Annotated in this window: 19 protein-coding genes; 8 read left to right on the top strand and 11 right to left on the bottom strand. The window is 71.7% G+C overall.

Going from position 1 to position 22,835, the window contains the following annotated elements; genetic code table 11:
• Window positions 1-17: 17 nt before the first annotated feature.
• From ACLQ28_RS24420 to ACLQ28_RS24410, 3 genes are all read left to right on the top strand, one after another.
• Entirely contained in the window at window positions 18-632 is a 615-nt protein-coding gene (locus ACLQ28_RS24420; RefSeq protein ID WP_425688603.1) for a hypothetical protein, read from the top strand.
• 36 nt (window positions 633-668) lie between these two features.
• Window positions 669-2,894 carry an AAA family ATPase gene (locus ACLQ28_RS24415; RefSeq protein ID WP_425688602.1) on the top strand — a complete coding sequence of 742 codons (2,226 nt, stop codon included), beginning with the start codon at window positions 669-671 and terminating at the stop codon, window positions 2,892-2,894.
• 91 nt (window positions 2,895-2,985) lie between these two features.
• On the top strand, window positions 2,986-3,918 hold the full coding sequence (locus tag ACLQ28_RS24410; RefSeq protein WP_425688601.1) for an SMP-30/gluconolactonase/LRE family protein: 933 nt from the start codon (window positions 2,986-2,988) through the stop codon (window positions 3,916-3,918).
• A 63-nt stretch (window positions 3,919-3,981) separates the two neighbouring features.
• Here ACLQ28_RS24410 and ACLQ28_RS24405 read toward each other — a convergent pair whose 3' ends face one another.
• The 6 genes from ACLQ28_RS24405 to ACLQ28_RS24380 form a co-directional block, all read right to left on the bottom strand.
• Entirely contained in the window at window positions 3,982-4,491 is a 510-nt protein-coding gene (locus ACLQ28_RS24405; protein ID WP_363725513.1) for a GNAT family N-acetyltransferase, read from the bottom strand.
• 104 nt (window positions 4,492-4,595) lie between these two features.
• Window positions 4,596-5,456 carry a hypothetical protein gene (locus ACLQ28_RS24400; RefSeq protein ID WP_425688600.1) on the bottom strand — a complete coding sequence of 287 codons (861 nt, stop codon included), beginning with the start codon at window positions 5,454-5,456 and terminating at the stop codon, window positions 4,596-4,598.
• 136 nt (window positions 5,457-5,592) lie between these two features.
• Window positions 5,593-6,000 carry a DUF3263 domain-containing protein gene (locus ACLQ28_RS24395; RefSeq protein ID WP_425688599.1) on the bottom strand — a complete coding sequence of 136 codons (408 nt, stop codon included), beginning with the start codon at window positions 5,998-6,000 and terminating at the stop codon, window positions 5,593-5,595.
• A gap of 182 nt (window positions 6,001-6,182) precedes the next feature.
• The gene (locus ACLQ28_RS24390; protein WP_425688598.1) at window positions 6,183-7,199 is read right to left on the bottom strand and encodes an ABC transporter permease subunit; all 1,017 of its coding nucleotides are present in this window, start codon (window positions 7,197-7,199) and stop codon (window positions 6,183-6,185) included.
• Window positions 7,196-8,206 (bottom strand): ATP-binding cassette domain-containing protein, encoded by a 1,011-nt coding sequence (locus ACLQ28_RS24385; RefSeq protein ID WP_425688597.1) that lies wholly within the window; start codon window positions 8,204-8,206, stop codon window positions 7,196-7,198. The genes ACLQ28_RS24390 and ACLQ28_RS24385 overlap by 4 nt, the downstream gene beginning before the upstream one ends.
• 121 nt (window positions 8,207-8,327) lie before the next feature.
• A complete protein-coding gene (locus ACLQ28_RS24380) occupies window positions 8,328-9,113 on the bottom strand; it encodes a DeoR/GlpR family DNA-binding transcription regulator (RefSeq protein WP_355027530.1) in 786 nt (261 codons plus the stop codon).
• A 200-nt stretch (window positions 9,114-9,313) separates the two neighbouring features.
• Here ACLQ28_RS24380 and ACLQ28_RS24375 point away from each other — a divergent pair, with 200 nt between their 5' ends.
• Genes ACLQ28_RS24375 through nagA form a run of 3 tightly spaced genes read left to right on the top strand, consistent with a single transcriptional unit; the run spans window position 9,314 to window position 12,368 of the window.
• Window positions 9,314-10,243, top strand: coding sequence for an SIS domain-containing protein (locus ACLQ28_RS24375; RefSeq protein WP_425688596.1), 930 nt, complete (start codon window positions 9,314-9,316; stop codon window positions 10,241-10,243).
• Window positions 10,240-11,262 (top strand): ROK family protein, encoded by a 1,023-nt coding sequence (locus ACLQ28_RS24370; RefSeq protein WP_425688595.1) that lies wholly within the window; start codon window positions 10,240-10,242, stop codon window positions 11,260-11,262. The genes ACLQ28_RS24375 and ACLQ28_RS24370 overlap by 4 nt, the downstream gene beginning before the upstream one ends.
• Entirely contained in the window at window positions 11,259-12,368 is a 1,110-nt protein-coding gene (gene nagA / locus ACLQ28_RS24365; RefSeq protein ID WP_425688594.1) for an N-acetylglucosamine-6-phosphate deacetylase, read from the top strand. The genes ACLQ28_RS24370 and nagA overlap by 4 nt, the downstream gene beginning before the upstream one ends.
• A gap of 248 nt (window positions 12,369-12,616) precedes the next feature.
• Here nagA and ACLQ28_RS24360 read toward each other — a convergent pair whose 3' ends face one another.
• Window positions 12,617-13,840: a DUF4032 domain-containing protein gene (locus ACLQ28_RS24360; protein ID WP_425688593.1), complete on the bottom strand. Its 1,224-nt coding sequence runs from the start codon at window positions 13,838-13,840 to the stop codon at window positions 12,617-12,619.
• A gap of 120 nt (window positions 13,841-13,960) precedes the next feature.
• On the opposite strand from ACLQ28_RS24360, the gene ACLQ28_RS24355 reads away from it, so the two are divergent.
• Both ACLQ28_RS24355 and ACLQ28_RS24350 read left to right on the top strand, forming a co-directional pair.
• Window positions 13,961-14,677 carry a phosphatase PAP2 family protein gene (locus ACLQ28_RS24355; RefSeq protein WP_425688741.1) on the top strand — a complete coding sequence of 239 codons (717 nt, stop codon included), beginning with the start codon at window positions 13,961-13,963 and terminating at the stop codon, window positions 14,675-14,677.
• A 10-nt stretch (window positions 14,678-14,687) separates the two neighbouring features.
• A complete protein-coding gene (locus tag ACLQ28_RS24350; protein WP_425688592.1) occupies window positions 14,688-15,926 on the top strand; it encodes an APC family permease in 1,239 nt (412 codons plus the stop codon).
• Between the two features lie 27 nt (window positions 15,927-15,953).
• Here the strand turns inward: ACLQ28_RS24350 and ACLQ28_RS24345 are convergent, their stop codons facing one another.
• The 4 genes from ACLQ28_RS24345 to ACLQ28_RS24330 all read right to left on the bottom strand — a co-directional run bounded on the left by ACLQ28_RS24345 (window position 15,954) and on the right by ACLQ28_RS24330 (window position 22,780).
• A complete protein-coding gene (locus tag ACLQ28_RS24345; RefSeq protein WP_425688591.1) occupies window positions 15,954-16,739 on the bottom strand; it encodes an ABC transporter permease in 786 nt (261 codons plus the stop codon).
• The gene (locus ACLQ28_RS24340) at window positions 16,736-17,725 is read right to left on the bottom strand and encodes an ATP-binding cassette domain-containing protein (RefSeq protein WP_425688590.1); all 990 of its coding nucleotides are present in this window, start codon (window positions 17,723-17,725) and stop codon (window positions 16,736-16,738) included. The genes ACLQ28_RS24345 and ACLQ28_RS24340 overlap by 4 nt, the downstream gene beginning before the upstream one ends.
• 30 nt (window positions 17,726-17,755) lie before the next feature.
• On the bottom strand, window positions 17,756-20,620 hold the full coding sequence (locus tag ACLQ28_RS24335; RefSeq protein ID WP_425688589.1) for a BTAD domain-containing putative transcriptional regulator: 2,865 nt from the start codon (window positions 20,618-20,620) through the stop codon (window positions 17,756-17,758).
• Between the two features lie 132 nt (window positions 20,621-20,752).
• A complete protein-coding gene (locus ACLQ28_RS24330) occupies window positions 20,753-22,780 on the bottom strand; it encodes a potassium channel family protein (RefSeq protein WP_425688588.1) in 2,028 nt (675 codons plus the stop codon).
• Between the last annotated feature and the right edge of the window lie 55 nt (window positions 22,781-22,835).

The raw sequence follows: 22,835 nt of genomic DNA, 5'->3' as shown, positions 1-22,835 counted from the left end.
CGGGAAGAGGTGATCTGGTGAGGGGCGACCTGGACGAGACGCTGGCCCGACTGGCCCGGCGTGAGGAGGCGCTGCGCCGGCGGGCCAACGACCGTGACGACAGCGCACCACCGCCAGGCCCTCCCGGGCTCGGCCTCAGCGATACCCGCAACGCCAGACCGGGCCGGCACGACGCCCGCCACGCAGAAGTGGACACCTCGGGTGACGTGGCCGGGTGGGGGCCGGTCGAGGAGGTGGCCGAGGCGGTCCGCCAGGTCGTCGGCGCCTACCCGGGGCTGGCGGTGACCGTGCACGTGGAGCACGCGGGGCGGACGTACCCGTTGCGGGTCTCCTGGAACGGCCCGGACGTCACGGTCAGGCCGGCACCCTCGGCGCCTCCGGCGACCCCGGCACCCCCGGCACCCCCGGCACCCCCGGTGGCCTTGCCACCCCCTGCACCTTCGGCGGCCCCGGCACCCCCGGCACCTTCGGCGGCCCCGGTGGAACCTCCGCCGGCCTGGCCGCTATCCGGGCGGACGGTATCCGCGTGGGCACCCGGCCCGCACGGGTTGACCCCGGACCCGGCGGTCCGGTTGGCCGAGCTGATCCGGCAGGACCCGTCGCTGTTGGACGAACTCGATCCGCCGCGCTGACCAGCGGGGCTGGCCGCCGGCGGCTACGGTCGGGCGGTGGCGCAACCCGACCTGACCCTGACGGCGAGCCTACGGCCGGCCGCGCTGGACGCCCGACGGGGCATCGTGCGGCTGCATCCGGAGGCGCTGACCGCGCTGGGGCTGCGCCCTGGCGACCCGGTCCGGCTGGCCGGCCGCCGGGAGACGGCCGGGATCGTGGCGGCGGCTGCGCCCGGCGCGAGCAGCGCCCTGCTGTACGCCGACGACCTGACGCTGGGCAACCTGGGCGTGCGCGACGGCGGTCAGGTGCGGGTGAGCCCGTTGCCGCTGGTCCCGGCGAGCCGGGTCATCCTGGCCGGGCCGGTTGAGGTGGTCGCGGCGGTCAGCCCGGAGATGCTCCGGTTGGCCCTGCTGGGCAAGGTGCTCACCGCCGGCGACGATGTGTCGCTGCTGCCGCAGGACGTGCTGCCGGACGCCTCGGTGCGCAGCCTGGTCGAGGCGGCTCGGCGCAGCCTCGCCAACACTGTCGGTTTCGCCTGGACCAGCACTCTGCTCACCGTGCTCGCGGTGGAGCCGGCCGCTGGCGCGCTTGTCACCATGGACACGGTGATCGCCTGGGAGCACGGGCCCGCCACTCACAGTGGGCCCACTCCGGTCGACGCCACGCCAGCCCAGCGACCCCGGACGGCCGATGCGGCCCCGGCGGTGGACCCGCCCGACGACGCTCCCGACGTGGACGAGCTGCCCGGGCTGCGGGCCCAGGCCGAGGAGCTGACCGAACTGCTCGACCTCGGCTTTCACCACCGGGAGGTGTTGGGCCGGCTGGGCACCACCATCTCGTTGGGGGTGTTGCTCGTCGGCCCGGCCGGCTCCGGGAAGTCGGCGCTGGTCCGGGCCGTTGCCGCTCGGGTCGGTGCCCGCGTACACCCGCTGTGGGCGCCGGAGGTGGCCGCGTTGTCCAACCAGGCTGGCGCCGACCGGATGCGCGTTGCGGCGACGGCGGCCCGAGCCGGTGGGCCGGCGGTGCTGCTGGTCAGTGACGTCGAGGCGCTCGCACCGACGGACGAGCCCGGCCCGCTGGCCACGGTGTTCCGCCAGGTGCTCGCGGAGAGCATCCGAGCAGGTGTGGCCGTGGTCTGCACCACCGGCCGACCGGAGGCGGTCGATCCCGCGCTCCGCGCGCCCGACCTGCTGTCGCTGCGGATCAGCATCCCGCTCCCCGACCAGGCGATGCGCCGCGAACAGCTCACCGTGCTGACCCGGCAGGTGCCGCTGTTCGACGACGTCCGGCTGGACGAGGTGGCCGCGCGTACGCCCGGATTCGTCGCGGCGGACCTGGCCGCGTTGGTTCGGGAGGCCGGGGTTCGCGCTGCACTGCGGCAGAAGTCCGCCGAGACTCCAACGGTGTCGATGGCCGACTTCACCGCCGCTCTGGAGGTGGTCCGGCCGACCACGATGGCGGCATCGACACTGGATCTGGCCTCGGTGACCCTGGACGACGTGGGTGGCCTGGACGAGGTCAAGCAGACGCTTACCGAGTCGGTGCTGTGGCCGCTGACCTACCCGGACACGTTCGCCCGGCTCGGGGTGCAGCCGCCGCGCGGTGTGCTGCTCTACGGGCCACCCGGATGCGGCAAGACGTACCTGGTCACCGCGTTGGCCGGGTCGGGGCGGGCCAATGTGCTGTCGGTGAAGGGCGCGGAGCTGCTCTCCAAGTGGGTCGGCGAGAGTGAACGCGCGGTCCGCGAGCTGTTCCGCCGGGCCCGGGAGGCGGCTCCCACCCTGATCTTCCTGGACGAGGTGGATGCGCTGGCACCGGTACGTGGCCAGGCCACCGACGGGGGCACCACGGACCGGGTTGTCGCCGCGCTGCTCACCGAGCTGGACGGGGTGGAGACGCTGCGCAACGTGGTGGTGGTCGGCGCGACGAACCGGCCCGATCTGGTCGACTCGGCGCTACTGCGGCCGGGCCGGTTGGAGCGGCTGGTCTATGTGCCACCGCCGGACGGGCCCGCCCGCGCGGAGATCCTGCGGGCCGCGTCCCGGCAGGTGCCGCTGGCACCGGACGTGGACCTCGCTGCCCTCGGCGACGAGCTGAGCGGCTTCTCCGCGGCGGACTGCGCGGCGCTGGTCCGGGAGGCGGCGCTGGCCGCGATGCGTGAGTCGCTCGCTGCCGCCACGGTCACCGCCGAGCACGTGTCGACGGCGCGGGCACGGGTGCGCCCGTCGCTGGACCCGGCCCAGGTCGCGTGGCTCGCCGCGTACGCCGCCAAACGGGATTGATTCCGTTGCCAACCTTTCAGCGGGCTCAATGTGTTCTTAGGACGTCACATTCCTTTGTGGAGATATCCACATTGACGTCAGGTGGTGCTTCTTGCGCAAGTTGCTATCCCTTCTCTTCGTCCCACTGGTCGCGGCGGCGACTCTGGCCACGGTCGGAACGCCGGCGACCGCTCATCCGACAAAGCCGTTTCCGGCCCGGATCGCGCTGCCCAACGGCTTCACCCCTGAAGGGCTGACGATCGGTCGGGGCAAGACCGTTTACGTGGGGTCCGTCCTCGACGGTGCCGTGTGGCGGGGTGACTTACGGACCGGGCGCGGCTCAGTGCTGATCCCGGGTACGCCGGGCAACTCCAAGGCGGGCCTCAAGATCGACTCGCAGGGCCGGCTCTGGAGCGCCGACTTCTCCGGTGGCGGCGCCAGCGTGTTCGACGCGGGCACCGGTGCCAAGTTGGCCCACTACCAGTTCACAAATGATCCGAACAGCCTGGTCAACGACCTGGTGATCACCAAGCGAGCGGTCTACTTCACCGACTCCACGCTCCCGGTGGTATACGTGGTTCCGCTCGGTCCCGGCGGCCGACTGCCGGCCGCCACCGCCTTCCAGGTGCTGCCGCTCACCGGCCCGGCCGCGACGACGGACGGGTTCAACAACGGGATCGTGGCACTGCCGAACGGTGAGCTGCTGGTCGCGCAGATGCTGACCGGCCAACTGATTCGGGTCGACCCGCGTACCGGCGGAAGCCGTGTGCTCGACCTCGGCGGCTACTCGGTCGAGCGGGCCGACGGGCTCGTGCTGCGCGATCGCACCCTCTACGTGATCCGGAACCTGACCAACGTCGTCGCGGTGGTCCGGTTGAACGCCGGTTACAACGCCGGTGTGGTGCAGCGGGAGATCACCAGTCCGCTGCTGCGGTCGCCGGCCACCGGTGACCTGCTCGGCAACGCGTTGTACATGGTGAACGGTCGGTTCGACGTGGAGTCGACGCCGAGCACCGACTACGACATCGTCCGGGTGCCAGCCTGATCCAGGCGGTCGGCGGTGACCCCCGCGGTCGCCGCCGACCGGCCCCGGGCACAGGGGAAAGCCTCAGAGCGCGGGCGGCGTCGAGTCCAGGCAGATCTCGGCGCGCACCTTGTCGCCCTCCTCGTGCAGCTTGGCCCCGCACTTCGTCAGCACCGCGACGGCACCGACGTTGTCCCGGGTGGTCTCGGCCACCACGGCCCGCATGCCCGCCCGCGCGGCGGCGTTCAGAAGTTCCCGCAGGGCGGCCGCGCCGATCCCCTGCCCCCGTGCGGACCGGCCGAGCCACATCCCAGTCTCCACCGTGCCGGGCTCGTCACAACGCGTCATCCGCACCATGCCCAGCACTTCGCCGCCGACGAGGATCGCGTACATCTGCGAGCGGGTCGGGCCGTCCAGCCCGCCGAAGCTCGCCCGGTGGAACTCGCGGAATGCCTCCCGGCGGGCGAGCGACCAGCCGGCGGGAGCCTCGACGGGAGGCATGACATCCCCTGGCTCCGCCTCGGCAGCCGCTACGGAGAGCAACGGCTCCAGGTTCTGCTCGTCCACCGGCTCCAACCGGACCGCACCCGCCACGTGCCGCAGTCTGCCGCCCTCATCGGCCGAAGTCCACCCCAATGGCGATGCACTGGCGGTCCGGCTACCGGTACCGGCCGGTCAGGCGGCCTGGGTGTTACTCCTCACGCTCTGTTGTCACCCGTTGGTGTTGAAACCGTCGTCCCGAACTCGCAGAACACCACGGAGGCGTCGTCGGTGGGTTTGTGCCGGCGCAGCCGATCGGGGTGGTCGCGCTCGGCGTCCCGGACCCGGTCGAGCAACACGCCCGGCCCGTCGGCGCTCAGCAGGTCGAGCAGACCAGCCCAGTCGGTGAGCCCGAACTGCTCCACCGCGCTGGACGCGCCGTCGCTGAGCAGTGCCGCCCTACGAATCGCCGCCGGACCTCGCCGGGTCATCGTCCCGGTCACCGCGTGGAAGGCCGCGTCCGGGTCGGAAGCCGCCACCCAGTAGCCGTGGGTGCGGTTCATCCGCTCCCGCTGGACGCTCACCGCGTGCCGGAACCGGGTCACCGGGTCCACCGCGCCGCCCGGCACGGTGGCCACCGTCTCCCGCAACTCCGCCATCGCCTCGTCCAGGCGGTTGTCGGTCACCACGCTGACCTGGCCGCCAGCGTCCAGGACCAGTGGGCTGTCGCAGAGCACCAGATAGTCCACCTGGTCGCCGCAGTCACGCAGAAGGCAGACCGTGCTGGACGGGGTGCCGGGATGGTCGAGGTCGCACTGCCCGCCGTGGTCGGCGCGCACCGCGAGGATGGCCGCGGCCAGGTTGCTGGTCAGCCGGGCCGCCGGGCGTGCCGCCTCGGCGACACCGAGCCGCGCGGCCAGGTGCCGGACGTACCACTCCGGCCCGTGCACGCAGCCAGTGTCGAAGCCATCCGGCACGGTCGCGCCGTCCAGGACGCCGACCAGTGGGCCGATCCGGAACACCAGGTCCTCGTTGACCGGTCGGCCCGGGGCCGGCGCGGACGCGGAGCGAACCCGCATCACCGGCACTCCCACGTCGGATTGGTGCCCGCCATAGCCCGCCTCCCTCAGTCACCTCCGGCCACCTGCCAGCGGCCTCGGAGCGCTCCCCGCGTACCCCTTGGACCCGGCTACATTCCTGCCGGGCCGCAGGCCGTCAGCGGCGGCGATTACGGGCGCGCGACGAACGCAGTCGGCGGAGCCGACCGATCAGCACGGGCTCGGCGGCAAGCGCAGCCGGGTTGTCCAGCAGACCGTTGAGCAATTGGTAGTACCGGGTCGAGGAGACCCCAAAGGTGTCCCGCACGGCCTGCTCCTTGGCACCAGCGTGCCGCCACCACTGCTGCTCGAAGGCGAGAATCGCCCGTTCCCGCTCGGTCAGACCGGCCGCCGCTGGCGCGGCGGGCTGGACGTCGGCCTCATCGTCCTGGTCGGGATCGCCGGTGCTCTCGATCGGCGGCACCGGCCGCGGAGTCGGAACCGCCGGCCCAACAGCACCCACGACGTCACCCCGACGAGCGTCAGTGGACGGCTCGGGGGCGGCCGGGGTGGCGTCGGCGGACATGGCACTCAGCCTAGCCAGCGACGACCTGGGTCGCACCAGCCGGCGCGGCTGGGCAGAGCGCGGGCCCTCGCTGTTGCCTGGGTGGAAGCAGAGCAAAGGGCCCGCGTGAGGTGGATGGTCGCTCCCACGAACACGCGAAGGCCGCCGGCATGAGCCGACGGCCTTCGCATCGAACGCTGGAATCAGGAGATGTCGCGGCGACGCATCGCCCAGAGCGCCGCCCCGAGGATCACCACCAACCCGACCGAGAAGAGTACGGAGGACTGCTGCCAGGTGATGTCCAAGGTCGTCGGCTCGCAGGACCCGTAGTAGGTCGCGTTGCAGGAGTTGTAGTCCTGCAGGGTGACCTTCTTGGTCATCCAGGCCAGCGCGTACGTGGGCAGCAGCCACGCCTCGGCGAACCGCACGCTCGCCATCGCCAGCAGGATGCCCAGGCCGAACTGGCCGACCACCATCACCGCGACCACGCCGCCGAGGGCCATCGCGGTGTGCCGACCCAACGAGGCGAGGGCGAAGCCGATGGTGGTGATCACCAGCACCAACGCCACGCCGCGCAGCCCGGTCAGCATGAACGACTGCCAGGCCCCCGAGGTCATCTTCTCGGTGCTGCCCCGGAACGATGCGACCGCCCAGAACCCGGCGAACCAGACCACCGCGGCGGGCAGCGTCACCGCCAGGATGCCGGTGAGCAGCGCGGCCAGCTTGGTGAGCAGCACGGTGAGCCGCTGCGGCCGCCAGAGCAGCAGGTTCATCATGCCGCCGGTGCTCCATTCGGCACCGACGAAGGACGCGCCGACCACGAACCCGACCAGGGCGAGGATCGCCGCGAACGGGATAAGTGTCGTGTCGAACGACTTCCGGAAGTCGAACGTCGAGGGCAGGAACCACTTCGCCTCGATCTGGTCCCGGGGCGGCGGCGTGATCATCGAGCAGTCGTCCGGGTAGCGGCCGTCGGTCGGCGTGTTGGCCTTCTTGGCCTGCTCGCACGCGACGCGCTCCTGCTCGCTCCAGCGCACCTGATCCTGATACTGCTGGTCGGCCTGACGTTCGGCCTTGGCGAGCTGGTCGGCGTCGATCTTCTGGTTCGTGAAGAACACCCCGACCACCACTGCGGCCAGCACCAGCAGGCCGAGCAGCGTCATGTAGCGGGTGAAGCGCCGCTTGGTGAGCCGGCGCAGCTCCGTACGAAAGAGGCTCACGCGCCCCACCCTCCCCCGGCGGCACCGGGCTGACCCGCCCCACCGACCTTCATGGACTCGTCTACCTGCCGGTTCTGACCGGGGACCGGTGCGGTGGCCGTCAGCTCGAGGAAGACGCTCTCCAGATCGACGGCGATCGGAGCCAACTCACTGACGTAAAGGTTGTGCTCGGCGAGCAGACGCGTCACCGAGGCCGGTTTGTCGACGCCGGCCAGCATCAGGTGGTCCTCGTGGCCGGTGACCCGGATCCCCGCCCGGGTGAGCGCGTCGGCGGCCGCGTGCAGATCGCTGACCGCTTCCATTCGGACTCGTACCGCACCGGACGAGTGCTGCGCGAGCACCTCGTCGACCGGGCCGAAGGCGACCCGCCGACCCAGCGAGATGATGGTGACCGAGTCACAGATCAGCTGGATCTCGCCGAGGATGTGGCTGGACAGCAGGACGGTCATCCCGGACTCGGCGAGATTGCGCATCAGCGTGCGCATCTCCCGGATGCCGCCCGGGTCGAGGCCGTTGGCCGGCTCGTCGAGGATGAGCAGCTTCGGGTTCTTCAGCAGGGCCGAGGCAACGGCGAGCCGCTGCTTCATGCCCAACGAGTACGTCTTGACCCGCTCGCCGGACCGGTCGCGCAGCCCCACGAGCTCCAGCACCTCGTCGACCCGGGTTGCCGGCACCTCGCCCGCCCCGGCCAGCAGGGACAGGGTGTCCCGTGCCGAGAAGTGCGGGAAGAACTGCGGGCTCTCCACGATCGCGCCGACCTGACCGGCGACCACGGGCAGCGCGTCGGGGACCTCGTGCCCGAGCAGCGCCATCCGGCCGCCGTCGGGTCGGATCAGGCCGAGCAGCGTACGCAGCGTGGTGGTCTTGCCCGACCCGTTGGGGCCGAGGAAACCGTGCACCTGCCCTGCGTCGACCCGCATGTCGAAGCCGTCGAGCGCGTTGCGGGTGCCGCGTCGACGACTCTTGTACGTCTTACGTAGACCTTCGATCTCCAGGACAGCTGGCAAGCTGCACCTCCCCCGATGGGTGGGCGTGACAGCCGACACCATACGCGGTATGCAGACGCGCGCAATACGCGATATGCATAGACGCGCCGAACGGGCTATTTCATTGACGGAACGTGACTGCTCAGGCGCAGATAACCTGCACGCCGGCAGCGCGGAATGCGTCCACCAACTCCGGGGCGGCGCCGGAGTCGGTCACCAGCGTCTCGACCCGCTCGACCGGGCAGATCCGAGCGAAGGCGTGACCCCCCAGCTTGGACGAATCGGCGATGATCACCACGCGCTTGGCTCGGGCCACCATCAGGTTGTTCATCGCGGCCTCCCCCTCATGGTGGGCGGCGGCACCGAGCTGCGGGTCGATCGCGTCCACCCCGAGCAGCGCGACGTCCAGGGTGACCTCACGCAGCAGCGCCCCACCGAGCGGGCCGACAAGTTCGAACGACTTCGGGCGGACCACCCCGCCGGCCACCACGACCTTCATCCGCGACCGGACCAGCAGCTCGTTGGCGATGTTCAACGCGTTGGTCACGACGGTGAGCTGGGCGCCCTCGGCACTGGTGTTCAAATCCGGTCGGACGGCAAGCGCCCTCGCCACCTCGGTGCTGGTGGTGCCGCCGTTCAGGCCGACCACGGTGCCCGGCGTGACGAGTGCTGCGGCGGCCGCGCCGATCCGCTGCTTCTCCGCCGAGTGCTTGGCCGTCTTGTAACGCAGTGGCAGGTCGTACGAGACCCCGTTCGCGACCGCGCCACCCCGGGTCCTCGTGATCATCTGCTGCTGGGCGAGTTGGTCGAAGTCACGCCGGATGGTGGCCTGGGAGACGTCCAGCCGCTCGGCTGCCGCCTCGACACTGACCCGGCCGTTGTCGGTCAGCATCTCGAGCAGGGCATTCCATCTGGCGTAGCGGTCCACCGCGGGGGCCCTCCCAGTGACTGCACGGACGGTGATTGATTGCGTGCACACTAGTGCGCGAAACTAGGCTGGCGCAAAAGACTGACCTGCGCGATCGGCTAGTCGGTTGCCACGGCCACCCGCGTTCGCGCAGAATAACGCGCGAAATGCGGGTCTAACGAGCCGTATTGCGCACCGGTCGCCCCTGCGAGGAGTTTCCCATGGCGTACGTGGACGCGGAGATCGCGAGCCAACCCGACTGTTGGCGGGAGGCGGCCGAACTTGCCGGTGTCGTACAGGGGGACCTGCCGCGCCCCGGCGAGCGGGTCGCCGTCGTCGGTTGCGGCACGTCGTGGTTCATGGCGATGGCGTACGCGGCTCGCCGCGAGCAGACCGGCCAGGGCGAGACCGACGCGTTCCAGGCGTCCGAGTTCCCCGCCGGCCGCCGCTACGACCGGTTGATCGCGATCACTCGCTCCGGCACCACCACCGAGGTGCTGGAGCTGCTCGCCGCGCTGCGCGGGCAGACACCCAGCACCGTCATCGTCGGCGACCCGGCGTCCCCGGCGGTCGAGCTGGCCACCGCCACGGTGGCCATGCCCTTCGCCGACGAGCGGTCAGTGGTGCAGACCCGCTTCGCGACGACCGCACTGGCCCTGCTCCGGGCCCACCTCGGCGACCCGGTGACCGCGCTCGCCGCTGACGCCGAAGTCGCGGTGCGATCCCCGTTGCCGATCGACCCGGCCACCATCGGGCAGGTCACCTTCCTCGGTCGAGGGTGGACCGTCGGGCTGGCCCAGGAGGCAGCGCTGAAGTGCCGTGAGGCGGCCACCTTCTGGGCCGAGGCCTACCCGGCGATGGACTACCGGCACGGCCCCATCTCGGTCGCCGCGCCTGGCCGGCTGGTCTGGGCGTTCGGTGAGCTACCCGAAGGGCTGCCCGAGGATGTGGCCGCCACCGGCGCGGCCTTCGTACACAGCCGCACGCACGGTTGCCGCACGGTGTTGGGCAGTTGGTCCGCCGGCCGTACCCCGGTCGACCCGATGGCCGACCTGATCCTGGCTCAACGCTTCGCGGTCGCGCTGGCGACCAGTCGGGGTCTCGACCCGGACGCGCCCCGACACCTGTCCCGGTCGGTGGTGCTGGCGTGAGCGACCGCGTGGTCGTTGCGCTGGACGTCGGCGGCACCGGCATGAAATGCGCCCTGGTCCGGCCGGACGGCATCGCGGTACGCACCGAGCGGCACCCCACCGACGCCGCGCGCGGCCCGGCCGCAGTGGTCGACACGATCCTGGACGTGGCTGGTGAGCTGGCCGCCAAGGCCCGCGCGGACGGTCTCACCCCCATCGCGGCCGGCATCGCGGTGCCCGGGGTCGTGGACGAGGCGCGCGGAGTCGCGGTCTGGTCGGCAAACGTGGGCTTCCGGGACGTACCCCTGCGGGACCTGGCGGTGGCACGGCTCGGCCTGCCGACGGCGATCGGCCACGACGTGCGCGTTGGTGGTCTCGCCGAGGCCCGTCTCGGTGCCGGCCGCGGCACCGGGCACGTGCTGTTCGTAGCGATCGGCACCGGCATCGCTGCTGCGCACGTCGTCGACGGCATGGCCGCCGTGGGTGCGCACGGCGCTGCCGGGGAGATCGGCCATGTCCTGGTCCGGCCCGGCGGCCCACGCTGCGGGTGCGGTCGACCCGGCTGCCTGGAGGCGGTCGCCTCGGCCGCCGCGATCGGCCGCCGCTACGCCGAACTGGCCGGCGAGACAGCCGACCCCCAGGTGACGGCGGCCGAGGTGGCCGAGCGGGCCACGGCCGGCGAACCGCTCGCCAACCAGGTCTGGCAGGAAGCGGTCGAGGCGCTCGCCGACGGCCTCGCCACCGGGCAGGCGCTGTTCGACGTGGCGACGATCGTGCTCGGTGGCGGCCTCGCCCAGGCTGGGGACCGGCTGCTGATCCCACTGCGGGCGGCGCTGCACGAACGGATGACCTTTCACCGGGAGCCGCAGCTTGTCGCGGCAGCCCTCGGCGACGAGGCTGGCTGCCTCGGCGCCGCCCTGCTCGCCCTGGACGCCGTTCGCGTCCGTGACCCTGACGCGGTTCGCGTCCGTGACCATGACGCGGTTCGCGTCCGTGACCATGACGCGGTTCGCGTCCGTGACCCTCAGGAGAAGCGATGACCGTGCGGGTGGACGGCCGAGTGGTGACCCCGACCGGTGTCATCCGACAGGGCTGCGTCGAGTGGGACGGGGATCGGATCACCGCGGTCGCCGAGTACCCGTCGGTCCGTGACGGGCACTGGATCCTGCCCGGCTTCGTCGACATGCACACACACGGCGGTGGTGGGCACACCTTCACCACCGGGGACGTCGGCGAGGCCCGGGCGGCGGCCGACTTCCACCTCGCGCACGGCACGACCACGCTGTTGGCCAGCCTGGTCAGTGCGCCCTTCCCGCTGATGCGCGCGGCCACCGAGGCGTTCGCCCCGCTGGTCGACGAGGGTGTGCTGGCGGGGGTCCACTTTGAAGGGCCCTACCTTTCCGCTGCCCGTTGTGGCGCACAGAACCCTGAATACCTGCGCGACCCGTCGACCGACGAGCTGACCGAGCTGATCGAGCTGGGCCGGGGCGCGATCCGGATGGTCACCCTCGCCCCGGAACGCGACGGCGCGCTGGAGGCGATCAAACTGCTCACCGCCCAGCGGGTGGTGGCGGCGGTGGGCCACACCGACGCGACGTACGAGCAGACCCGCGCCGCGGTCGCCGCCGGCGCCAGTGTCGGCACCCACCTGTTCAACGGCATGCGGCCTGTGCACCACCGCGAGCCGGGCCCGGTGGTTGCGCTGCTCGACGCACCCACCGTGATCTGCGAGTTGGTCGCCGACGGGGTACACCTGCACGACGGCACGCTTACCTTCGCCGCCGCGACCGCAGGCCCGGACCGCGCAGCGCTGATCACCGACGCGATGGCCGCCGCCGGAATGCCCGATGGCGAGTACGAACTGGGCGGCCAGGCCGTCAACGTGACCGACGGTGTGGCCCGGCTCGCCCGCGACGGCGCGATCGCCGGCAGCACGCTGACCATGGACGCCGCGCTGCGGCACGCCGTGAATGCCGGGATCCCGATCGCCGACGCGGCGCGGATGGTGGCCACCACCCCGGCGCGGGCCATCGGTCTGGGCAACCGGGTGGGCTCCCTTCAGGTGGGCCTCCGCGCCGACCTGGTGGTGCTGGACGCCGACCTGAACGTGGTCCGAGTCCTCCGCAACGGCACCTGGGTGGAGTGACACCGTTCCCTTCGTACGCGCTCGACAGCGGTCTACCCCCAGCCGGCCAGCCTGACCGCCGCTGGCGCCGGCACCGTGACTGTTGCGCGGCCTGTAGAGCTGCCCCAGATGTGGGGCAGGCGATCGCAGACCCGCCCCATATCTGGGGCAGCTCTACAGGGCACCAACCACACACTGGCAACCCCAGCCTGCCCAACGATCCAGCCTGCCTCGACGAGCGCAGGTCGGGCCGTTCCCGAGGCGGAGGGTCAGCCGATGGCGGGGACGTCGACGCCGAGCACGGCCTGCTCGTCGGGGCGGTGCACCAGCACGTCGGCCAGATACGACTGAACCGCGTGGCGCATCCCGACGTCCCGGCCGGCCTGCTCGGAGAGCAGCCACTTGTGCTCGATGATCTGCGCGAACAACTCCTGCGGTTCGAGCTTCTGACGCAGGTGCGCGGGAACCGCCCGGACCACCGGCTCGAAGACCTCGGTGACCCAGCGGTGCGCGGCCTGCTGCTCGTCGTTCAGGTCGCTCTCGGCCCGGTAGGCGTCCAGGTCGTTGAGCAGCTTGCGGGCCTGGTTCTCCTCAGCGTCCAGACCGGTAAGCCGCAGCAACCGCCGGGTGTGGTAGCCGGCGTCGACCACCTTCGGCCGCACCAGGTAACGCCCGTCGTCGATCGATGACATGGCCACCTCGGCCACGTCGAAGCCCAGCTCGTTGAGGCGGCGGATCCGGCCCTCGATGTCGTGCCGGGCCTCCCGCTCGACGGCCTGCTCGTAGGTGATCTCGTGCCAGAGCCGCTCGTAGCGCTGCACGACCTCCTCGCAGACCACCTCCGGGTCGATGGACTCGTGCAGCAGGCCGGCGGCCTGCAGGTCCAGCGCCTCGCCGAAGATGTTCACCCGGGCGATCTCCAGGTCCTCACCGCGTTGCCCGTTGGAGAGTGAGTTGTGCAGCGCGCCCGTCTCCGCGTCCACCAGGTAGGCGGCGAAGGCGCCCGCGTCCCGGCGGAACAACGTGTTCGACAGCGAGCAGTCGCCCCAGAAGAAGCCGGTCAGGTGCATTCGCACGATCAGAGCGGCAAGCGCGTCGAGCAGCCGGCTCATCGTCTCCGGGCGCAGGGTGTGCGAGAAGAGCGCCCGGTACGGCAGCGAGAACTGCAGGTGCCGCGTGATCAGCACCGATTCGAGGGGCTCCCCGTCCTCGGTCTGCCGGTCGGCGACGACCGCCACCGCCTCGACCGAAGGGAAGTCGATCCGCTCCAGGGCCCGGAGCAGGTCGTACTCCCGCTCGGCGATCCGCTCGCGGGTCTCCTTGAACGCGTACACGTAGTCGCCCAACCGGACAAACCGGACGATGTGTCGGGAGATGCCCTGTGGCAGCGCCACCAGATGTTGGGCAGGCCACTCCTCCAGCGGTGTCGACCAGGGCAGGTCGAGCAGCGCCGGGTCTACGAGGGCAGACGTGATCCGCACGGGCACAAGCATGACTGGTCGCCCCCCACATCCGCCCTACATCGTGGCTGGGCCCACAGCGCGGGACGCCCGGGCCTCGCCCCGGGCCGGTAGCGTGGTCGCGTGCTCAAACCCATGGCGGTACGACGTGACCTGCGGCTACGGCCTGTCCGCCCGGCAAGCTGGTGGTTCGACGCGCTGCTACTGATCGGGTTCGGTGCGGTGACCGTGGCCCTCGCCACAGGTGCGTTGCTCGGGCTGGACCTGGCGGTTCGGGAATGGGCGTATGCCCACCACCCGGCACCGATCTACTGGACGGCACGGGCGTTCAACCTCATCGGCCAAGGGGGTTGGTTGTTGACGCCCCTCGCTGGGGCGCTCGCCGTGGCGGTGGCCTGGCGGGGCCGCACCGTCCGGCCGCTGCTGCTGGTGGCGGGGGCGTTCGTGCTCCTGTACCTGACGGTCGGGCCGCTCAAGGTCCTGACCGACCGGGCCGCGCCCAGCTCCGATCTGCCCCCGACCCAGTCGGTGCGGATCTTCAATGACCTGCCGCCCACCGAGTACGACCTGTCCTACCCGTCGGGGCACGTCGTCAACGCGATCCTCTGGTACGGGGTGATCGCCGTCCTGCTGACCGCGCTGACGGCCGGGCGACTGCACCCGACAGTGCACCGACTGATCCGGTTCGCCCCGCCGGCCATCCTGCTTGTCACCACGACCTACCTGAACTTCCACTGGCTCACCGACGGCGTGGCAGCCCTGCTGATCGGGCTCTTTCTGGACCGGTTGCTGCATCGGGTGCCGTGGGACGACGTGCCGCTCCCCGGCCGGCTACGCGACTGGGACCGGCCGTTCACCTCGTACCCCTAGGTTGGGGTCCGTGGATCAACTGGCGCGGCGGCTCGGCGTACCCGATGCGGTTGTCATCGGGTTGGGCTCGATGCTCGGCGCGGGCGTCTTCGTGGTCTTCGGCCCGGCTGCGGCCGCAGCTGGCGGCGCCGGGCTGCTGCCCGCGCTGGTGCTCGCCGGCTTCATCGCCTTCTGCAACGCGACAAGTTCGGCGCGGCTGGCGGCCCGTTACCCGGAGTCCGGCGGCACCTACGTCTACGGGCGGGAGCGCCTCGGGCCGTTCGCCGGTTTTCTGGCCGGCTGGGGCTTCGTGGTCGGTAAGACGGCGAGCTGCGCGGCGATGGCGTTGACCATTGGTGCGTACCTGTGGCCAGGTCAGGCCCGGTTGGTCGCGGTCGGCGCGGTGCTCGCGGTGACCGCGGTGAACCTGCGCGGCATCGGCAAGACCGCCACCGTGACCAGAGCGCTGGTCGCGCTGGTGCTCGCGGTGCTGACCCTGGTCGCGGTCGTCGGCGTGGCGGGCGGGCCGGTGCACCTGGATCGGCTGGGCGACCCCGGCGGCTCAGCCCGGGGCGTGCTCACCGCGGCCGGGCTACTCTTCTTCGCCTTCGCCGGGTACGCCCGGATCGCCACGCTGGGCGAGGAGGTACGCGACCCGCAGCGGACCATTCCTCGCGCGGTGCCGCTGGCGCTCGGGGTGGTGCTCGTGATCTACCTCGTGCTGGCGGTGGTCACGCTCGGAGTGCTCGGCGCCGACCGGCTGGCCGAGTCCGCCGCGCCCCTGGTCGACGTGGTGACCGCCGCCGGGCTACCCGGCCTGGCCTGGGTGGTCCGCGCGGGGGCCACGATCGCCGTGATCGGGGTGCTGCTCTCCCTGGTCGCTGGCGTCGGCCGGACCACCCTCGCCATGGCCCGCCGCCGCGACCTGCCCGGCGCGCTGGCCGCCGTGCACCCGGTCCACCAGGTGCCGCACCACGCCGAGATGGCAGTGGCCGCCGTGGTGATCGTGGTCGTGCTGCTCGGCGACGTACGGCAGGCGATCGGCTTCTCCAGTTGCACCGTGCTGGTCTACTACGCGATCACCAACGCGGCAGCGCTCACCCTGGGCCGGGAGCCTGGCCGGCGGCTGCCGGTGCAGGTGCTCGCCGGCCTCGGGCTGGTCGGGTGTCTGCTGCTCGCGGTCAACCTGCCGCTGAGCAGCGTCCTCGCCGGATTTGGCGTGCTCGCCGTCGGTGCTGTCTGGCACGGGCTGCGATCCGCGCGCCGGTGACCCGGGTGGGCCACCGGCGAGCAGGGATCAGCGACTGAGCCGCTGGTAGCGGCGCACCGCCAGCGGTGCGAACGTCGCGATGAGCAGCACCGGCCACGCCACCGCCAACAGCATCGCGTGCTCAGCCGGCCAGGAGTCGCCGCCCAGCCCCGGATTGCCGAACAGTTCACGGATCGCCGCGACGGTCGCCGACAACGGATTCCACGCCGAGATCGTCCCGATGACCGACGGCATCAGCTCCGGCGACACGAAGACGTTGGAGATGGCGGTGAGCGGAAACGCGGCCGGAAAGACGACCACACCGACCGTGTCCGGGTTACGGACCAGCAGCGCCAGGTAGATGCCGACCCAGGTGATCGCGATTCGCAGCAGCAGGAGCAGCCCGACGGCGAGCAGTGCCTTACCGACACCCAGTCGCCACTGCCACCCGACGAGCAGACCACAGACCAGCAGGGTGGACATCTCCAGCAGGGCGCGGAGCAGGTCGGCGACGCTGCGGCCGGCCACCAGAGCGGATCGCGCCATCGGCATCGACCGGAACCGGTCGACCACACCCCGACTGAGGTCCAGCGCCACACCGGTGGCGGTGGCGCCGAGGCCGTACAGCATCGTCATCACGAACACCCCGGGCAGCAGGAACTCGCGGTAGTTGCCGCCACCCGGCACCTGCATGCCGCTGCCGAACACGTACCCGAAGACCAGCACGAACATGATCGGCAGCGAGAAGTAGAGAATCAACTCCTCCGGTGCGCGGATGACGTGGGTCATGTTTCGCCTGGTCATCGTCCAGCCGTCGACGATCGCAGTCGTCATGCCACAGCCGCCTTCCGTCCGGCACCAACCGGCTGACGGGCTTCGTCGGCCCGGTGCCCGGTCAGATGCAGAAACGCCTCGTCCAACGTCGCACGCCGCAGGCCGATGTCTTCGACCGCGATCCCCGCCTCGTCCAACGCCCGCACCACGTCGACCAGCCCCGCGACCCGGTCGGCCACCGGCACACTGAGCCGTCGGACCGCCGGATCGAGCTCGGGTTCCGCGCCGCAGATCGACGCGACGATGCGGGCAGCCTGGCTCAGGTCGGCGGCGTCGCGCATCACCACCTCGATCCGGTCACCGCCGGTCATCGACTTCAGCTCGTCCGGTGAGCCCTCGGCCACCACCCGGCCGGCGTCGATCACCGAGATCCGGTTGGCGAGCTGATCTGCTTCCTCCAGGTACTGCGTGGTGAGCAGCACCGTGGTCCCGTCCGCGACCAGGCTGCGGACCAGATCCCACACCTGGTTGCGGCTGCGCGGGTCCAGGCCGGTCGTCGGCTCGTCGAGGAAGAGCACCCTCGGTGTGCGGATCAGGCTGGCCGCCAGGTCCAGCCGGCGGCGCATCCCACCCGAATACTCACCGGCAGAGCGACCCGCCGCCTCGTCGAGCCCGAACCGTTCCAGCAGCTCGCCGGCTCGTTGGCGGGTCTCCCGTCGGCCGAGCCGGAACAGCCGGCCGAACAACTCCAGGTTCTGCCGGCCGCTGAGGATCTCGTCGACCGCGGCGTACTGCCCGGTGAGCCCGATCCTGGCCCGCACCTCGTCCGGCTGACGCAGCACGTCGTACCCGGCCACGGTGGCCCTTCCCGTGTCGAAGCGCAGCAGCGTGGTGAGGATCCGTACGGCCGTCGTCTTGCCTGCGCCGTTCGGGCCGAGCAGTCCGTACACCGTTCCGGTCGGCACGGTCAGGTCAAACGTGTCCAGCGCGCGGGTTGGGCCGTACCGCTTGCCCAGGCCCTCGGCGACCACTTCGAATGTCGTCATGCCCCCACGGTGCGGTCGGGCGCTGACGGATCACGCACCGTCCGCTGACGGCGGCGCACCGACCTTTTCCGCCTCGGTGATCTCTTCGAGAGCGATCATGATCTGCGAACGCGTGGCCTCGCCGACGTACCAGCCGGTCAGCCCGCCGGACAACGCCTCTTCGCAGAGCCGCCTCGCCTCGACGAGGTCTCCGCGCAGCCGGGCCACCTGGGCGAGGCCGAGCCGGGCGCCGGACACGAACTCCGGCGCGCCGCTGCGCTGCGCGAGTAACAGCGCACCAGCGAAATCGTCCCGTGCGGCGGCGAGGTCACCGGCGCGGAGCCTTATCTCGCCCCGGGTACGCAGCATGTCGGCCTGGTCGACGGCGGAGCCGAGGTCCTCGGCCAGCCTCATGGCCTGATCCATGTGGGCGCCCGCAGTCTCCGGATCACCCTGCCAGGCGGCGAGTTCACCGAGCGCACCAAGCGTGATCATGGACCCCCACCGGTCCCCTGCGCTCCGGAAGCCGTCGAGCGCGGAGGCGAGCGTCACCCCGGCCCGGTCCGGCTCGCCGCCCCACATCTGCGCCGTCCCGCTCCCCATTGCGCCGAGGGCGTTGAACCACAGGTCCGGGCCGACCAGCCGTCGCAATTCCCGCATCAGTTCGTCGACGTACTCGGCACCGCCGGACGGCGGTCCGGTCGACATCCCCGACAGATACAGCAGGAAGGGTTGTCGAGGCGCCCGGTCGAGGCTACGGATCACCGACCGTTGCGTCCCGAGAGACGGCAGGGAGCCGGAACCGGCGAGCGAGGCGTTGTAGACGCAGAGGGCGAACTCCTCGCGCAGCCCCGGCGGCGCTTCGGGGCCGAGTAGTTCGAGGACGTCGGCGGCCAGCCGCGCCCCTTCCCCGCGCATGCCCCGCAGCCACCAGTAGAACGACAGAGCCGCCACCAGCCCGGCCGCGTCGGAAGCGTCACCCGCTGCGGTGGCGCGGCGCAGCGCCGCATGAAGGTTGTCCCGCTCAGCGTCGAGCCGTCGCAACCAGTGCAGCTGATCCGTTCCCCGCAGGTGGTCACTGGCGGTCCAGGCAAATTCCAGGAAGTACGCCGTGTGCGCGCGGCGCAGTTGGTCGGCCTCGCCGGCTTCGGCGAGACGCTCGGCGCAGAAGGCACGCACCGTCTCGAGCATGCGGTAGCGGCCACCGGCGAACTCCACGAAGGACTTGTCGGCCAGACCGGTCAACGCGTCGACGAACTCGGCGGTGGGCAGCCCGCAGACCTGCCCGGCGGCCTCCAACGTGGCTCCACCGGCGAAGACGGTCAGCCGTCGGGCGAGTCGCCGTTCGGCATCGTCGAGCAGGTCCCAGCTCCACTCGACAACTGCCCGCAGTGTGCGGTGTCGCGGCGACGCGGCCCGGCTGCCCATCGACAGCAGCCGGAACCGATCGTCGAGACGACCGGCCACGTCGGCGACCGGCAGCGCCCGCAGCCGCGCGGCAGCCAACTCGATCGCCAGTGGCAGGCCGTCGAGGGTGCGGCAGATCCGCAGCACCATCTCGACGTTGTCCGGCGTGACGGTGAAGTGAGGTGCGACGTCGGCGGCCCGTTGGACAAACAGGTTGACTGCGGCGTAGTCGTCAGCCTCCATTGCCGACGCGTCGGGCGGTGGCAGGGTGAGCCCGGACAGCGGGCACAGCGCCTCACCGGCCAGCCCGAGCGGCTCGCGACTCGTGGCCAGGACGCGCAGCGCCGGGCACGCGCTCAGCAGCCGTGCGGCCAGCCGGGCGGCGTCGGCGATGACGTGCTCGCAGTTGTCGAACACGAGCAGCAGTTGCCGCTCGGCGAGCGCCTCGACCAGCCGGTCGACCGGTTGCCGGCCCTGCTCGGCCGGGGCACGCAGGCCCCCATCGCGCAGGCCGAGAGCACTCAACACCGCCTGCGGTACGTCCGAACCGTGGGCCAGCCCGGCCAGCTCGACGAAGCGGACCTCGCCGTCGAAGCGGCCCGCGGCCTCGATCGCCAACCGCGTCTTGCCCGCGCCTCCGGGGCCGGTGAGGGTGACCAGCCGTCGTTCACCGAGCAGTTCCCCAACGCGCTTCAGCTCCTCCTCCCGGCCGACGAACGTGGTGAGCTGGCTCGGCAGCGCCGGTTCGGCTGTGCCGCGAACGGTGGGTCGTTCTCCGCCGCGCAGCACGGCCAGGTGAATCGCGGTGAGCGCCGCCGATGGGTCGGTGCCGAGTTCCTCGGCCAGCGTGCGTCGGGCAGTCTCGAACTCGGCCAGCGCCTCAGCCGGTCGACCCAACGCGGAGAAGGCGCGCATGAGCTGCCCCCGCGGCCGCTCCCGCAGAGGATGCGCCGCGACCAACTCCTGCAACTCCGCAATCAGCGTGGCGCGCGCGCCCAGCGCCAGTTCGGCCTCGATCCGATCTTCGATGGCGGCCAGCCGCAGTTCGTCCAACCGCGCCGCCTGGGCGGGTGCGCCAGCCACGTCGACGACGTCGGCCAGGGCGCGACCACGCCACAGCTCAAGCGCCTCGCGCAACACGGTCGCCGCGCGGGGCCAGTCGCCGTTGGCGAGCGCGCGGCGCCCCGCCTCGGCGAGCTGCTCGAACCGGTACGCGTCGACGTCGTCGGGATCCACGGCGAGGCGGTAACCACCCGGGTGGAGTTCGACCGGGTTGTGCTCGGCAGACAGGGCCTGGCGCAACCGCGACACCTGGGATTGGAGCGCGTTGGCCGCGCCCCGGGGCGGATGCTCGCCGTACAGGCCGTCGATGAGCCGCTCGGCGGACACCATCCGGCCCGCGTCGAGCAGGAGCAGCGCCAGCAGCGCGCGCAGCCGCGGACCGCCCACGGGCAGCTCACGCCCGTCGGCCAGCAACACCTGAGTCGGCCCCAGGATGCGGAAACGCATGACAGCGATTGTCGCTCAGTGCCATCCCCTCAGTACAAGCTGACCGGTCTCCCGCCGCTGATCCACTCCATATCGCCGAAATCGCGGCATCAACCAGGCTCCGACACCCCCACATCGGCGATATGGAGTGGATCAGCCCTCGGCCCGTGGCGGCGGGGCCTGCACCGGGTGGGGATCGGGGGCAGCGACCTCCTGATTGGTCGACCCCGGCGGCGACGCGGGGAACGCGGCCGGTGCGGCCGGTGCCCCGCCAGCGACGGCCCCGCCCGGAACGGCGCCGGCCGGCACGGCCCCGCCCGGCACGGCCCCGGACGGAACAGGCCCGGACGGAACAGCGCCGGGCGGGGTGGGTACGGGCCGGGGCGTCGAGCCGACGTGACCGTGCGGCAGGGCCACCCTCCCCGGGGCGGGCGGGGCGCACTGCCTGGTCAGCCAGTCCAACCCGCGCCGGCGGGCGACCACGGTCAGCCGATCACCCGCGAAGATCACCTGGCGGGGGTCGAGATCCTTCCACCAGATCGTCTTGGCACCGCCCGCCGGGGTGCGGGCGATGAGCCGGACCTGCCCGTCCCGGTTGACCATCTCCAGCGGTCGGCCGTCCAACTCGGAGCCGGCGGCCACCGGCACCTCGGCAACCGGCAGTGCGTGCCGGTCGACCGGAATGGTGGTGATCACCGCGCGTTCGGTGAGCGCCCCGATGAACGCCGGGGCAGCCAGATAGGAGACCGAGCGGGACACCCCGAGGGCGAAGGTCTCCTCCACCCGCTCGGCGAAGTCACCGTCAAAGAGCCGCAGCACCACGCGCAGGTCGGCACGGAGATTACGGGCAGCGAGCGCCGCCTCCAGGTTGGCCACGTCGTCGGTCGATGCCACCACCAGCGCCTGGCAGTCGGCCACCGACGCGGCGACAAGCGTCTCGGAGAGCGCGGCGTCGCCGACGATCACCGGCACCTCCAGCTGACGGGCGAGGGCACCGCCGCGCGGCTCCGGATCCTTGTCGATCGCCACCACCTCGACGTCGTACTCGCGGAGCTGCGCCATGACGCGGGTGCCGACGTTGCCCAGGCCGACCAGCACTACGTGCCCGGCCCGCGCGGGCTGCACCCGGCCGGTGTGCAGGGCCAGTCGGGCGTTGACGATGCCGTCCACCACGACGGCGGTGATCAACGGGATCAGTGCCAGCCCGGCCAGGTTGAGCACCACCTGCATGATCTGCGCGCCGGCTGACTTGGTGGTGTCCGGGTCGGCGCCGCTGAGCGTGGTGACCAGGGTCAGGTACAGGGCTTCCAGTGGGGAGGCGCTCTCGGTGCGGGAGATCAGCGCCCCGAACACCACGATCACCGCGAGCACCAGCATCACCGCGACGCCGATCTTGCGGGTCGCGAAGCCGCGTACCGCTCCCAGCAGCACCGTGACCGGACGGCGTCGCCGGCGGGCCCGGACCAACCGACGGGCGGCGACCTCGGTGCCCGGCGGCTGCCCGGTCGCCTCGGCCAGCACCAGATCCGCGCCGGCCTGCTCTGCCGGCAGCAGCTCCACCCCCCGCGCCTCGCTGAGGTGGGCCAGGGCGCAGACCACGTCCTGCGGGCGGACGTCGGCCCGCCGCGCCACCCGGAGCGTCTTGTCCCGATGTTGGAACGAGCTCGGGTCGACCTCGCCGAGCGCGGCGGCCACGAAGGCCGGCGCGGCCATCTCGGCGTCGGAGAGCACCTCGACCGGCGCCTTGATCAGCTTGCGCACGCCGTCGGCCAGGGTGCCGTTGAACATTCGCAGCACCTGGCGGACCCGCTGATCGACGGCCTGCGCGCAGAGCGCGGCGTGCAGGTTGCCCACGTCGTCCTGGTGCAGCAGGGCCAGCCCGGCCGCCCCGGCCAGGCCTGCGGCCTCGAAGGTGGCCACGTCCAGCCGATCTGAACGGACCACCCGGAGCCCTCGCAGCCCCGCCACATCCGGGCCGTTGCTGCGGTAGCGCTCCGGCACCACGACGGTCACCCGCGCCTCGCCCAACGGCAGGTCGGATTCGAGCAGCGCGCGGGCCACGTAGTAGGCGAGCGCGTCCTTCCCGCAGATCACGTAGTGCGGGCGCGGATCACTAGCGGAGCGCAGCCGCCAGTTCCACTCGACCGCCCGTCGCGCCCGGTCCCGCCACGGCTCCGCCATGCCCGGATCGTAGTAAGCACGGCCGCAATGGGCGACCCCGTCCGGATCATCCCCG

The organism is Micromonospora sp. DT201, from assembly GCF_049841575.1.
Lineage (GTDB): Bacteria > Actinomycetota > Actinomycetes > Mycobacteriales > Micromonosporaceae > Micromonospora.
This window is presented reverse-complemented; position numbering and strand designations above follow the sequence as displayed.